Source organism: Postechiella marina, assembly GCF_039538365.1.
GTDB classification, from domain to species: Bacteria; Bacteroidota; Bacteroidia; order Flavobacteriales; family Flavobacteriaceae; genus Postechiella; species Postechiella marina.
In genome coordinates this window covers 352,164-366,120 of record NZ_BAABCA010000001.1, presented here as the reverse complement: position 1 = coordinate 366,120, position 13,957 = coordinate 352,164, and the positions used below count along the sequence as shown (strand labels likewise).

Below are 13,957 nucleotides of genomic sequence, written 5' to 3'. Positions count from 1 at the left end.
TATAAACAATGAAAGTACTAGTAATTGGTGCCGGTAACATGGGACTTACTTATGCCGAAGGCATGTCGAAATCAAAACTTCTAAAAAAGAAAAACATTATGGTTTTAGACAAGTCTGAAGAAAAGTTAGAAGAGTTAAATCAAATTTCTCATTTCGATGCCTTTAAAGAGTTAGAAGACTGCGTACCCAAAGCAGATATTATATTTATAGCTGTAAAACCTTATCATGCTGAAGGTGTATTTAAAGCTATTCAATCTTTAGTAAAACCACAACAAATTATTATTTCTATAATGGCGGGTGTTACTATAAACACCATTAAAGATATAACTGGCTTAGAAAAAATAGTAAGAGCCATGCCAAATTTACCTGCTCAAATTGGCAAAGGACTAACGTCGTATGTAACATCTCCCGAGGTTTCTAGAATAGAAATGCTAACTGTAGAAAGTTTACTAGACACCACAGGAAAATCTATTAAAGTATCGAACGAAAAATTAATAGATGCCTCTACAGGAATTTCTGGAAGTGGTCCTGCATACGTATTTTACTTTATGCAAAGTATGATGGAAGCTGCATTACAAATGGGCTTCTCTAAAAACGATTCTACAGTATTGGTAAGTCAAACATTTACTGGAGCTGTAGAGCTCTTTAATCAATCTAACCTATCTCCAAACTCTTGGATGGAAAAAGTAGCTTCTAAAGGAGGTACCACTCGAGCTGCTCTAGACTCTATGGAAGATAATAATGTTAACGAATTAATTAAAGAAGCTGCCTTTGCTGCATTTAATCGTGCAATAGAGTTAGGTAAAGAACACGAAAATGCATAAAGAAAGAATAGTTATTAAAGTTGGTACCAATGTAATGACCAACAAAGATAATAGAATAGTTAGACCTGTTTTAAGGCGCTTAGTAAAGCAAATAGCAGAGCTTTACGATCGAGATATAATAACGCTTTTAGTATCTTCTGGTTCTGCAATTGCAGGAAAAGAAGTTTTAGGCAAATCTAAAATTAAAGACAAAACACAAAGAAGGCAAGTATACTCTTCTATTGGGCAACCAAGAATGATGCGTCTTTATTACGATATTTTTCACGACTATGGTATGAAATGTGCGCAAGTACTTCCTACAAAACGAGATTTTAGCCCAGGAATACACAGGCAAAATATGATAAATTGCTGCGAAGGCTTATTATCTGAAGGGGTTATTCCTATTGCAAATGAAGATGATGCTGTATCGGTTACCATGTCTATGTTTTCTGATAATGATGAACTTGCAAGCTTAATTGCTCAACTAATTAATGCCGATAAGCTTATTATTTTAACAGATATTGACGGTCTTTATACTGGAAACCCCAATGCAGAAAGTAGCAATTTAGTTAAAAATGTAAATCCTGAAGAAGATTTAAATAAATACATTCAAGATAACACTAAAGCCGAAGGCGAAGGTCGTGGCGGAATGGGATCGAAATTAGATTATGCACAACAAGCTGCAGCACAAAACATTCCTACATTTATTGCTAACGGTAAAAAAGACAATACCATAATCGATATTATAAATGGAAAATCGATAGGCACCAAAATATCTCTATAACATATTATAATTTATAAAGCAAAACCTCAGAATTTACAATAGTTCTGAGGTTTTTTTATTAGCACTTATATATCTAAAACATCTTAATTTTTGTTTTCTAACAATGGTACAAAACGAAACTCACCATACTCATGTTGCTCGAATTCCTTTTGCCCTTTTCTTATAAACAAATTCATTATTTGCACATCGTCTCCCACCGGAATAACAAGCCTACCCCCTATTTTTAACTGACTTAATAAAGGTTTTGGCACAAAAGGCGCACCAGCAGTCACAATAATACTATCAAAAGGAGCCTCATCAACCAACCCTTTATAACCATCTCCAAAAATAAGTTTTTTAGCTCTGTAGCCTAATTTTGGTAAAAACTTACTTGTTTTTTTAAACAGTTCTTGTTGGCGCTCTATACTATATACTTTTGCTTTTAATTCGCATAAAACAGCAGTTTGATAACCACAACCTGTACCAATCTCCAAAATTTTATCGCCTTGCGTAACCTTTAACAATTCACTTTGAAAAGCAACAGTATAAGGTTGCGAAATAGTTTGATTTGCTGCAATAGGAAAAGCTTTATCCTGGTATGCATGATCTAAAAAACCAGAATCCATAAACAAATGTCTAGGCACTTTTCCAATAGCCTTTAAAACTGCTTCGCTCTTTATATTCTTGTCTTTTAAAATATTAACTAATTTCTGCCTTAATCCCTTATGTTTAAATGTATCTTCCAATGGTTGTGTAAATTTTCAATGCTAAAATTAGGTAAACATTTTGTAGCAAAAAACTATTTTTATTAGAATTATTACACTACTATCTAATATAAAAAATTAAGTGAAATTTAATAAATTCATGTCTTAAATACCTTATTTTTGTTGAAAACGTAAAATATATGTTAAACGCAGGTGTACTTGGTGCTGGCCATCTAGGAAAAATTCATTTAAGACTTCTTAAACAATCAAGCCAATATAATCTTGTTGGTTTTTATGATGCAGACGAAGCTAATGGTAAAAAAGTAGAAGCAGAATTTGGTTATAAATTTTTCGATTCTATTGACGCTCTTATTGATGCTGTCGATGTTGTCGATATTGTAACCCCAACCCTATCGCATTATCATTGTGCTAAGCAGGCCATCGCAAAAGGTAAACATATTTTTATAGAAAAGCCTATAACCAATACAGTTGAAGAAGCTGAACATATTAGACAACTTTTAGCAGAAAATAACCTTAGAGGGCAAGTTGGACATGTAGAACGATTTAACCCAGCATTTATAGCTGTAAAAAACGACATTAATTCGCCAATGTTTATAGAAACACATCGATTGGCAGAGTTTAACCCTCGTGGTACAGATGTACCTGTAGTTTTAGATTTAATGATTCATGATATAGATATTATTTTAAGTATTGTAAAATCGAAAGTAAAACACGTTTCGGCCAGCGGAGTAGCTGTTATTAGCGACACACCAGATATAGCTAATGCAAGATTAGAATTCGAAAACGGATGTGTTGCCAATTTAACAGCAAGTAGAATTTCTTTAAAAAAAATGCGTAAAGCTCGTTTTTTTCAAAAAGATGCGTACATATCTGTCGATTTTTTAGAAAAGAAATGCGAAGTAGTAAAAATGAAAGATGCTCCAGAAACTCCTGGAGACTTTGATATGGTTTTACAAAATGCAGAGGGCGTTAAAAAACAAATTTATTTTGATAATCCTGAAATAGCCAATAACAACTCTATTTTAGATGAGTTAGAAACTTTTGCTCATGCCATTAACACAAACACAACACCTATTGTTACTTTACACGATGGCACCGAAGCCCTTAGAGTTGCAACACAAATTATAGATTGTTTTTAACTTTTAAGTTTGAATCGCTAGTTAAAATAAACTATCCTTTCTTAACGCTTAAATAAACACACTAAAACAAACCATAATAAAACATATAATTTCAATGAAAAACATCGCAGTTATTGGTGCTGGTACTATGGGTAATGGTATAGCACATACTTTTGCGCAAAGCGGATTTAAAGTAAAACTTATAGATATTAGTGACGCTTCGCTAGAAAAAGGATTGGCAACTATTGCTAAGAATTTAGACAGAATGGTAACTAAAGAAAAAATTACAGTTACAGATAAAGCCAATACGCTAGCTAATATAGAAACTTTTACCTCTATTAAAGATGGTGTTAAAACTTGTGACTTAGTAGTAGAAGCAGCTACCGAAAATTTCGATTTAAAACTTAAAATTTTTAAACAATTAGACCAGCATTGCCCCGAAAACACCATTCTGGCAACAAATACCTCATCTATCTCAATTACCCAAATAGCATCTGTAACTTCAAGGCCAGAGCAAGTTATTGGTATGCATTTTATGAATCCGGTGCCTATTATGGCATTAGTAGAAATAATAAGAGGCTACAATACAAGTAACAGTGTTACCAATACTATTATGGAACTCTCTAAAACCTTAGGAAAAATACCTGTAGAGGTTAACGATTATCCTGGTTTTGTAGCAAATCGCATTTTAATGCCTATGCTAAACGAATCTATAGAAACACTTTACAATGGCGTAGCTGGGGTTTTAGAAATAGATACCGTTATGAAATTAGGAATGGCTCACCCAATGGGACCTTTACAACTAGCAGATTTTATTGGGTTAGACGTTTGTCTTTCTATATTACATGTTATGTACGACGGATTTAAAAACCCTAAATATGCACCATGTCCCTTACTTGTAAATATGGTAAATGCTGGTAAACTGGGAGTAAAATCTGGAGAAGGTTTTTATGACTATTCAGAAAACAGAAAGGCAGAAAAAGTAGCTAAACAATTTTTAAAATAAACCAACCTAGGGTATTCTAACTAATCTGGTAAATCAAAAAAAATATAAATGAGCATACAAACTAACCTAGAGCACATAAAATCTACTTTACCAGAGCATGTTACTTTAGTTGCTGTATCTAAGACCAAACCTGTTACAGATTTAATGGAAGCCTACAATGCAGGACAACGTATTTTTGGAGAAAACAAAATTCAAGAAATGGCAAACAAGTTTACTGTTATGCCAAAAGATATTGAATGGCACATGATTGGGCATGTACAACGCAATAAAGTAAAGTACATGGCAGAGTTTGTAAGTTTAATTCATGGTGTAGATAATTTAAATTTACTTGAAGAAATTAACAAACAAGCTCTTAAACACAACAGAATAATTAATTGCTTGTTACAAATAAAAATAGCTTCAGAAGATTCTAAATTTGGAATGGACTTTGAATCTGCTTCAAATATTATTCAATCTAAAACCATTTCTGAATTAAAAAACATTAAAATTGTTGGTGTAATGGGAATGGCAACATTTACCGATAATAAAAAACAAATTGAAAAAGAATTCAGCTCTTTAAAGACTACTTTTCAAAAATTAAAGACCATAAAAACAGATAATTGCCTGTTTAACACAATTTCTATGGGTATGAGTGGCGATTACAAGCTAGCTATTAACTGTGGAAGTACCATGGTTAGAGTTGGAAGTAGTATATTTGGAAGTAGAAACTACAATTAATAACAATTACTCTTAAGGAGTAGTTTAAAATATTAGTTTAAAAACACATAAACATTTTTTGTACGCAATTTTAGACATAGAAACTACTGGTGGTAAATTTAATGAAGAGGGCATTACAGAAATTGCAATCTACAAATACAACGGACACGAAATAGTCGATCAATTTATTAGCCTAGTAAACCCAGAACGAGAAATACAACCCTTTGTTGTTAATTTAACAGGCATAAATAGCAATATGCTACGCAACGCCCCTAAGTTTTACGAGATTGCAAAACGTATTGTAGAAATTACAGAAGACTGTATTTTAGTGGCGCATAACGCACAATTTGATTACCGCATTTTATCTACAGAGTTTAGACGTTTAGGCTTTGATTATGAAAGAAAAACACTTTGCTCGGTAGAACTTTCTAAACGTTTAATTCCAGGTCAACCCTCTTACAGCCTTGGTAAGCTAGTTAGATCGTTAGGTATCCCTGTTACCGATAGGCACCGTGCATCTGGCGACGCATTAGCTACCGTTAAGTTGTTTAAAATATTATTAGATAAAGACACTACAAAAACTATTATTCAAGAATCTATAAGTTTAAACCCTAAAAAGCAACTTGAGCCTAAACATATAGATATTATAGCTAGTTTACCTACTATTACAGGTGTATATTACATACACAAAGCCAACGGAGATATTATTTATATTGGAAAAAGTAAAAATATAAAAAAACGTATTAATCAACATTTTACTAATACAAACGCTAAATCTAAAAAAATACAATTACATGCAGCTTCTGTAACTTACGAAGCTACAGGCAGTGAATTGGTTGCTTTACTAAAAGAAAGCGAAGAAATAAAACGTAACAACCCCATTTATAATAGAGCTTTGCGACGTAAAACGTTCTCGCATGCCTTATACAGTTTTAAAGATAACAATGGTTATATCAACCTAAAAATTGATATTGCAGACGGACGAAAAAATCCAATTACCACCTTTACAAACAGACAAAGCGCCAAGAGTTTTATAGAAAAAGTAGTAGAAGAGTTTAAACTTTGCCAAAAATTAAGTGGTTTATATAAAACAAAATCGAGCTGTTTTAATTACGATATTAACGCTTGTAATGGTGCTTGCATAGAAAAAGAAAACGTTGTAGATTACAACCTACGCGCACAACAATTAACAGAAAAATACAGCTACAAAAACAAAAATATGGTTATTGTAGACCGAGGCAGAGAAATTGAAGAACGCAGTGCCATACTTATAGAAAATGGCGTTTTTAAAGGTTTAGGATTCTTCAACCTTAATTATCAAATTAACAATCTAGAAGTTTTACATTCTTTTATTACACCAATGGAAAACAATAGAGATGCACAACATATTATTCAAAATTACTTAAGAAAAAATAAACGTTTAAAAATTATTACATTAGAATAAGAATGAAACAGCTTTATCTTTTTTTATTACTTTTGAATTTATGAGTACAACGCAAAAAAGACATTGGAAATCTAAGCTTCACGAAATTATTTACGAAGCAGACACTCCTGCCGGTAAACTATTCGATGTCATTTTACTTATTGCCATACTAGCAAGTATTATTCTTGTTATGCTAGAAAGTGTAAAAAGTTTTGATGCACAATATCACAACTTTTTAAATATATCAGAATGGATAATAACTATTCTATTTACTATAGAATACATAATAAGAATAGTAACAGTAAAAAAACCATTAAATTATATTTTTAGTTTTTATGGTCTTATAGACTTTCTATCTACCATTCCTAAATACATTTCATTACTATTTGGAGGCCTTCATGCATTAGCAGCACTGCGCGCCTTACGCTTATTAAGAATATTCAGGATTTTAAAATTAGCACGCTACTTAGGCGCCTCAAACACTTTGGTAAAAGCACTAAAAGCAAGCCGAGTAAAAATATCGGTATTTCTATTTGCTGTTATTATTATCTCAATAATTTTAGGTACTATTATGTACATGGTAGAAGGCGACGAATCTGGATTTACAAGCATACCCGCTAGTGTATACTGGTGTATTGTAACCCTAACAACCGTAGGCTATGGCGATATTTCTCCAATAACACCACTAGGCCAATCCATTGCCTCGCTAATTATGATTTTAGGTTACGGTATAATAGCAGTACCTACGGGCATTGTAACAGCAGAATATACCAATCAAACAAAAACCGATAAAGAAAAAACTGGAGGCCTAACATTTCTAAACTCACAATCTTGCAGAAACTGCTTAGCAGAAAAACATAAAGATGGTGCACAATTTTGCTACAATTGTGGCGAAAAACTTAATGGTTAACGCCTCTTTTTAGACGACCGTTTTTTACCTTTAACAAGAAAAAATATTTATTAACTCCAAAAAATCAAGCTTTTGGCAATTGCTTTTTTTGTATTACATATATGCTACAATGCAAAAAGAGTTTAAACAAACTTATACTAAGCACTATCGAAGTATGCCACACCCCTTAATAGTTATACCTATAAAAACTAGTTTTCAATACTAGTAAAAGTCTATTTGTTTTTTACCTTTACCCCATAAACAAAAACTAATAGCCCATTAAGTCATCTACAAAATATTTAATATCAATAGTTGGTCCAACAGCCATTGGTAAAACAGCGCTAAGCATAAAACTAGCACAACATTTTAATACCGAAATAATTTCTGCCGATTCACGTCAGTTTTTTAAAGACATGCAAATTGGTACTGCAGCACCTACTCCTACCGAGCTAGCTGCAGCACCGCATCACTTTATTCATAATATTTCTATACACGACAATTATAGTGTTGGCACTTTCGAGAAAGAGGCTATAAAAACCATAAACACCTTACATAAAACAAAAAACGTTATAATTATGGTTGGTGGCTCTGGCTTATATGTAGATGCTGTAAACAAAGGGTTAGACTATTTTCCTGCGGTAGATGCCAGTGTAAGAGATAACCTAAACAATATTTTAGCCACAAAAGGCATTACTGTTTTACAAGAAAAATTAAAAACGCTAGACATTAGGTCTTACAATACCATTGCTATAGACAATCCACACCGTTTAATTCGTGCTTTAGAAATTTGCATAGGGTCGGGGAAGCCATATTCTTCATTTTTAAATAAAGATAAAGGCAAACGCCCTTTTAAAACCATAACGATTGGCTTAACAGCCGATAGACCTATTATTTACGATCGTATTAACAGGCGTGTAGATATAATGATTAATGAAGGTTTATTAAACGAAGTAAAAACACTATTACCATATCAAAAGTTAAACGCATTAAACACTGTTGGCTATAAAGAACTGTTTAACTATTTAAATAACGAATGGACGCTAGAGTTTGCTATATCAGAAATAAAAAAGAATTCGCGTCGTTTTGCTAAACGTCAACTTACTTGGTTTAAAAAGAATGAAAACACACTTTGGTTTGATTATTTAACAGATATTAAAACCATAATTAATGCAATTGAGGCCAAAAAACAAGAATAAATAAGCTAGTTATTCATAACACGACATGTGGTTAGGCCATAACAAAATCAATTATTATCTACAAAAACCTCAGCATTATGCTTTATCTTAAAATTGCAAGAATTAGCAATAAAACATAGTTTATTAGCTTTTTTATGTAAACTTAAAGCCAAGTCTTTTTTAGTTTCATCTTTTATTGTAACCACAGGCTGTAATGTTGCACTTGTAAAATGTCCGCTACCAGAAGACATTACTTCTAGAGTAGCTTCAGCATTATCTGTATAAGACACAACCTCAATATTATTTTGCGAACACACATACAAATAAGACATCATATGGCAAGATGCTAGTGCAGAAAGCAACAAATCTTCAGGGTTATATAGTGCTTTATCTCCTCTAAACATTTTAGCTGCAGACACCTCTAAACCAACGTCCTTATTTTCTATATTTACATTATGTTTTCTACTAAAACCACGTGTATTTGTAGTGGTTTCTCCTTCTTGCAAAGTCCAATTTACATGAGCTTTAAAAATGTGTTTAAATACCATTCTAGAAAAGTTTTACTCGTGTTGTATACTAAAAAAAGTAGCGACACCTTTTATTACCGCTACTTTTAAACTTTAAGATTTTATCTATATTAAAAACACCTACAACACATTATCCATAATATCTTGAACAACTTCTGGATTTAACAACGTGCTTGTATCGCCTAAATTACTAGTATCGTTACCTGCAATTTTACGTAAAATACGACGCATTATTTTACCAGAACGGGTTTTTGGTAAACCGCTAGTAAATTGAATTTTATCTAATTTAGCTATAGGCCCAATATGCTCTGTAATAATTTGATTAATCTCTTTTCTTAAATTATCGTGGTTTCTACTTTCTCCAGTATCTTTTAAAATAACGTAACCGTAAAGCGCATTACCTTTAACATCGTGCGGAAAGCCAACAATAGCAGATTCTGCTACTGCTGGATGCTCGTTTACAGCATCTTCTATTGGAGCAGTACCTAGATTATGTCCAGATACGATTATAACATCGTCTACACGCCCAGTAATTCTATAATAACCAACCTCATCTCTTAAAGCCCCATCGCCAGTAAAATACATGTTTTTGTATGCAGAGAAATAAGTATCTTTATAACGCTGGTGGTTTCCCCAAATGGTTCTAGCCATAGATGGCCACGGGTATTTTATACAAAGTCTACCATCTACTTGGTTTCCTTTTAACTCTTTACCTTCCTCGTCCATTAAAGCTGGCTGAATGCCTATAAAAGGTAATGTAGCATAAGTAGGTTTTGTTGGAGTAACGTATGGTATTGGCGTTATCATTATCCCGCCAGTTTCGGTTTGCCACCATGTATCTACAATAGGACTATTCTTTTTACCTATATTATCGTTGTACCAGTGCCAAGCCTCTTCGTTAATAGGCTCGCCTACAGAGCCTAATACCTTTAGTGATGACAAGTCGTATTTTTCGACCAACTCTAAACCTTGTTTTGCTAAAGCACGAATGGCTGTTGGAGCTGTATAAAATTGTGTAACTTTATGTTTTTGAACCACTTCCCAAAAGCGTCCAAAATCTGGATAACTAGGCACGCCCTCGAACATAACAGTTGTTGCTCCGTTTGCTAACGGACCATAAACAATGTAACTATGCCCTGTAATCCAACCAATATCTGCGGTACACCAATACACATCTTTTTCTCTATACTGAAATACATTTTTAAACGTATATGCAGCGTATACCATATAACCACCTGTACTATGTACCATACCTTTTGGCTGCCCAGTAGAGCCAGATGTATAAAGTATAAATAAGGGATCTTCTGCATTCATAATTTCTGGTTCGCAATCTGTTGAAGCAGCGTCTAAAAGTGGTTGTAACCAATGGTCTCTACCAGTTACCATATTAATGTCTGTATTAATGCGTTTTACTACTAATACGGTGTTTACATCTGGACAAATTTCTAAAGCTTCATCTACTATACCTTTTAGATCTATGGTTTTAGCCCCTCTATAAGATCCGTCGCTTGTAATTACCATTTTACAATCTGAATCGTTTATTCTTGTTGCTAACGCTGTAGAAGAAAATCCAGCAAAGACTACCGAATGGATGGCTCCTATTCTAGCACATGCTAAAACAGAAATTGCCAATTCAGGAATCATTGGTAAATAAATACAAACACGATCTCCTTTTTGTACACCTTGATTTTTTAAAACATTGGCAAATTTATTAACACGTTGGTGTAATTGATTGTATGTTATATGTTCTGCAGGATCGCTAGGATTGTTGGGTTCGAAAAGAATCGCTGTTTTTTCGCCACGTGTTGCCAAGTGCCTATCTATACAGTTTTCTGTAATGTTTAATTGGGCGCCTTCAAACCATTTAACTTCTGGCTTAGAGAAATCCCAACTTAGTACATTATCCCATTTTTTTCGCCACATAAAATGCTCTTCAGCTATTTCTTCCCAAAAACCTTCTGGATTTCTAACCGATTTTCTATATACTTGGTAGTATTCTTCTAGATGTTTTATGTGATAATTACTCATGGTTTTATTTTAAAAATTTTGAATGGTATTATATATCAGTATCCTAAAATTTAGGCGTGATCTAAATTAATAATTTAATTGTGTTAAGTTATATTTTTTCTATAGATAATTTTATAAGTTATAGAGATAAAACAAATTATATAGTATGACTTTATAGGTTGATGTATTTCCCTAGTAAACTTGAAAGCATTAGGTATTAAAACTTACTTCTACAGCGCTAACTAGTACTTGAAGCCTTTTTAGAGTTGCTACACTTATGTAACACAAAAAAACGCCTACCAAAAAAACAACCTTTACGGTAACGTACAAGATATAATTTTAATGCGTAGCCTCTCCTGCACCGCTTGGTATTCTTATATTTTCTACAATAGCTTGCACGTTTGGTGGTGGTTGTGGTGTAAATTTCATGATGGTTATCGACACCATAAAGTTTATAATCATGGCTATGGTACCAAAACCTTCGGGCGATATGCCAAACCACCAATCAGCTTTTTGGCCTCCGCCAAACCAACCAAATTTAAACTTAACCATGTAAAATAGCATAACGAGAATACCTACAACCATACCAGCTATAGCGCCTTCTTTATTCATGCGTTTATAGAAAATACCCAAAATAATAGCTGGAAAAAATGATGCTGCTGCCAAACCAAAGGCCAAAGCTACTGTTGCTGCTACAAAACCTGGCGGATTTATGCCAAAATAACCCGCTACACAAACTGCAACTACAGCAGATAGTCTTGCAGATATTAATTCGCCTTTTTCGGATATTTTTGGGTTAATCATTTTTTTAATTAAATCGTGAGATACAGATGCAGATATAACTAATAACAATCCAGCTGCAGTACTTAATGCTGCTGCTAATGCGCCTGCTGCAACTAAGGCAATAACCCAGTCTGGTAACCGTGCGATTTCTGGGTTTGCTAGCACCATAATATCGTTATCAACAACTAATTCATTTTTGTCTTTATTGGCAACGTAATTAATTAATCCATCGTTGTTTTTATCGTTAAATGTTATTAAACCAGTGGTTTCCCATTTTTTAAACCACTCTGGCACTTGTCCATAAGGTTTATTAGATACCGTTTCTATTAAATTTGTTCTTGCAAATACCGATACTGCTGGAGCAGTAGAGTATAAAATAACAATAAGAAGTAATGCAATACCCGCAGATTTTCGAGCATCTTTTACTTTCTTAACTGTAAAAAAGCGAACTATTACATGTGGTAAACCCGCTGTACCAACCATTAACGCTAAGGTTATTGCAAAAACATCTATTAAAGATTTTGATCCTTCTGTGTATTCGTTAAATCCTAAATCAGTACTTAACCCGTCTAACTTATCTAATAAATAAGTACCAGAACCATCGGCTAACTCACTACCAAAACCTAATTGAGGTATAGGATTTCCCGTCATTTGAATAGATATAAAAATAGCTGGTACCATAAACGCAAAAATTAATACGCAATATTGTGCTACCTGAGTATATGTAATTCCTTTCATACCTCCTAAAACTGCATAGAATAACACTATAATCATACCTATTATAACTCCAGTATTTATATCTACTTCTAAAAATCGAGAAAACACTAAGCCAACACCGCGCATTTGCCCTGCAACATAGGTAAAAGAAACCAACAGAGCACAAATTACACCTACCAATCTTGCTGTGTTAGAGTAATAGCGATCGCCTATAAAATCGGGTACTGTAAATTTTCCAAATTTTCTTAAATAAGGCGCTAACAATAAAGCTAGTAGCACGTAACCTCCTGTCCAGCCCATTAAATATACTGCACCATCGTAGCCCGCAAAAGAAATGATACCTGCCATAGATATAAACGATGCTGCGCTCATCCAGTCTGCTGCTGTTGCCATACCATTGGCCAATGGCGATACGCCACCACCTGCAACATAAAACTCTTTTGTAGATCCTGCTCGAGACCATATAGCTATACCTATATATATGGTAAATGTAATGCCTACCAAAACATATGTCCAATTTTGAACTCCTATACCTTCTGCCATTAAACTATGCATCAAAACCATATTTTTTATCTAATTTATTCATTAACCGTACATAAACGAAAATTAGCACTACAAACACATACATAGAGCCTTGTTGAGCAAACCAAAAACCTAATTTAAAACCTCCTATTTTTATGGTGTTTAAAGCATCTTTAAAAAGAATTCCTGCTCCAAAAGACACCATAAACCAAATAAACATTAGTATTAAAACGTATTTAATATTCTCTTTCCAATAAGCTTTTGCTTTCTCTTTATTTGTCATACTTAATATTTTTGTGAAAATTAAGATTAATATTCATTGATTATCGATAGTATTATTACAAAAACCAACACTATTTTGAATTATTAACAACAATTATCTTAATTAATAAATCAACTTGATAAATATAAAAGGTATTTTTTAGATATTTAACAACTTCACTACTAAAGTTATGCGCTTAGAGTTTTACACATATATAAAGCTTAATAAAATGTAAATCCTTTTAAGTTGATAAAAATAAATTTGATGGTAGTTTATAAAACTTAAATAGCAAAAACTTTTTTATTTTAAAAAATTTAAAAAAGAGACTTATTTACCCCATATCTTTTAATACTATTACTTAATAAAATATTGACATCTCGTAATATAATTTATAAAACAATAGATTAAAAAGAAGGTTCGGTTATATATCTATTATACAAACTGCTGCTATTTAAAAGCATTAATATCTAAATTAAATTTCTACTAAATAGATTTCTGTTTTACAATATTACCCAATATTGCTCCTTAAAAACATAATAGC

At 32.9% G+C, this 13,957-nt stretch carries 13 protein-coding genes; 8 read left to right on the top strand and 5 right to left on the bottom strand.

The window, feature by feature from the left end; translation table 11 throughout:
- The first annotated feature begins 8 nt into the window (after positions 1-8).
- The gene (gene proC, locus ABD715_RS01490; protein WP_344786232.1) at positions 9-824 is read left to right on the top strand and encodes a pyrroline-5-carboxylate reductase; all 816 of its coding nucleotides are present in this window, start codon (positions 9-11) and stop codon (positions 822-824) included.
- Positions 817-1,587, top strand: a complete 771-nt coding sequence (gene proB, locus ABD715_RS01485; protein ID WP_344786230.1) for a glutamate 5-kinase — start codon at positions 817-819, stop codon at positions 1,585-1,587. Before proC ends, proB begins: the two co-directional genes overlap by 8 nt.
- Before the next feature lie 83 nt (positions 1,588-1,670).
- On the opposite strand, the gene ABD715_RS01480 is transcribed toward proB, so the two are convergent.
- Positions 1,671-2,312, bottom strand: coding sequence for a protein-L-isoaspartate(D-aspartate) O-methyltransferase (locus tag ABD715_RS01480; protein ID WP_344786228.1), 642 nt, complete (start codon positions 2,310-2,312; stop codon positions 1,671-1,673).
- Positions 2,313-2,470: 158 nt separating this feature from the next.
- Between ABD715_RS01480 and ABD715_RS01475 the strand changes: the two genes are divergently transcribed.
- The 6 genes from ABD715_RS01475 (at position 2,471) to miaA (ending at position 8,619) form a co-directional block, all read left to right on the top strand.
- Positions 2,471-3,430 carry a Gfo/Idh/MocA family protein gene (locus tag ABD715_RS01475; protein WP_344786226.1) on the top strand — a complete coding sequence of 320 codons (960 nt, stop codon included), beginning with the start codon at positions 2,471-2,473 and terminating at the stop codon, positions 3,428-3,430.
- 94 nt (positions 3,431-3,524) lie between these two features.
- The gene (locus ABD715_RS01470; protein ID WP_344786224.1) at positions 3,525-4,415 is read left to right on the top strand and encodes a 3-hydroxybutyryl-CoA dehydrogenase; all 891 of its coding nucleotides are present in this window, start codon (positions 3,525-3,527) and stop codon (positions 4,413-4,415) included.
- A gap of 48 nt (positions 4,416-4,463) precedes the next feature.
- Positions 4,464-5,132 carry a YggS family pyridoxal phosphate-dependent enzyme gene (locus ABD715_RS01465; protein ID WP_344786222.1) on the top strand — a complete coding sequence of 223 codons (669 nt, stop codon included), beginning with the start codon at positions 4,464-4,466 and terminating at the stop codon, positions 5,130-5,132.
- A gap of 58 nt (positions 5,133-5,190) precedes the next feature.
- Positions 5,191-6,555, top strand: a complete 1,365-nt coding sequence (locus ABD715_RS01460) for an exonuclease domain-containing protein (RefSeq protein WP_344786220.1) — start codon at positions 5,191-5,193, stop codon at positions 6,553-6,555.
- A gap of 40 nt (positions 6,556-6,595) precedes the next feature.
- Complete coding sequence (locus tag ABD715_RS01455; protein WP_344786218.1) at positions 6,596-7,444, top strand: ion transporter; 849 nt, start codon at positions 6,596-6,598, stop codon at positions 7,442-7,444.
- Between the two features lie 257 nt (positions 7,445-7,701).
- Complete coding sequence (miaA, locus tag ABD715_RS01450; RefSeq protein WP_344786746.1) at positions 7,702-8,619, top strand: tRNA (adenosine(37)-N6)-dimethylallyltransferase MiaA; 918 nt, start codon at positions 7,702-7,704, stop codon at positions 8,617-8,619.
- Between the two features lie 47 nt (positions 8,620-8,666).
- Here the strand turns inward: miaA and ABD715_RS01445 are convergent, their stop codons facing one another.
- From ABD715_RS01445 to ABD715_RS01430, 4 genes are all read right to left on the bottom strand, one after another.
- Complete coding sequence (locus ABD715_RS01445; RefSeq protein ID WP_344786216.1) at positions 8,667-9,146, bottom strand: OsmC family protein; 480 nt, start codon at positions 9,144-9,146, stop codon at positions 8,667-8,669.
- Positions 9,147-9,245: 99 nt separating this feature from the next.
- On the bottom strand, positions 9,246-11,153 hold the full coding sequence (gene acs, locus ABD715_RS01440; protein WP_344786214.1) for an acetate--CoA ligase: 1,908 nt from the start codon (positions 11,151-11,153) through the stop codon (positions 9,246-9,248).
- Between the two features lie 318 nt (positions 11,154-11,471).
- Positions 11,472-13,163, bottom strand: a complete 1,692-nt coding sequence (locus ABD715_RS01435; RefSeq protein WP_344786745.1) for a sodium:solute symporter family protein — start codon at positions 13,161-13,163, stop codon at positions 11,472-11,474.
- A gap of 16 nt (positions 13,164-13,179) precedes the next feature.
- The gene (locus ABD715_RS01430) at positions 13,180-13,437 is read right to left on the bottom strand and encodes a DUF4212 domain-containing protein (RefSeq protein ID WP_344786212.1); all 258 of its coding nucleotides are present in this window, start codon (positions 13,435-13,437) and stop codon (positions 13,180-13,182) included.
- Between the last annotated feature and the right edge of the window lie 520 nt (positions 13,438-13,957).

Coding starts and splice junctions, on each gene's coding strand:
- proC (WP_344786232.1), top strand. CDS start 9: ATGAAAGTACTAGTAATTGGTGCCGGTAACATGGGACTTACTTATGCC.
- proB (WP_344786230.1), top strand. CDS start 817: ATGCATAAAGAAAGAATAGTTATTAAAGTTGGTACCAATGTAATGACC.
- ABD715_RS01475 (WP_344786226.1), top strand. CDS start 2,471: ATGTTAAACGCAGGTGTACTTGGTGCTGGCCATCTAGGAAAAATTCAT.
- ABD715_RS01470 (WP_344786224.1), top strand. CDS start 3,525: ATGAAAAACATCGCAGTTATTGGTGCTGGTACTATGGGTAATGGTATA.
- ABD715_RS01465 (WP_344786222.1), top strand. CDS start 4,464: ATGAGCATACAAACTAACCTAGAGCACATAAAATCTACTTTACCAGAG.
- ABD715_RS01455 (WP_344786218.1), top strand. CDS start 6,596: ATGAGTACAACGCAAAAAAGACATTGGAAATCTAAGCTTCACGAAATT.
- ABD715_RS01445 (WP_344786216.1), bottom strand. CDS start 9,146: ATGGTATTTAAACACATTTTTAAAGCTCATGTAAATTGGACTTTGCAA.
- acs (WP_344786214.1), bottom strand. CDS start 11,153: ATGAGTAATTATCACATAAAACATCTAGAAGAATACTACCAAGTATAT.
- ABD715_RS01430 (WP_344786212.1), bottom strand. CDS start 13,437: ATGACAAATAAAGAGAAAGCAAAAGCTTATTGGAAAGAGAATATTAAA.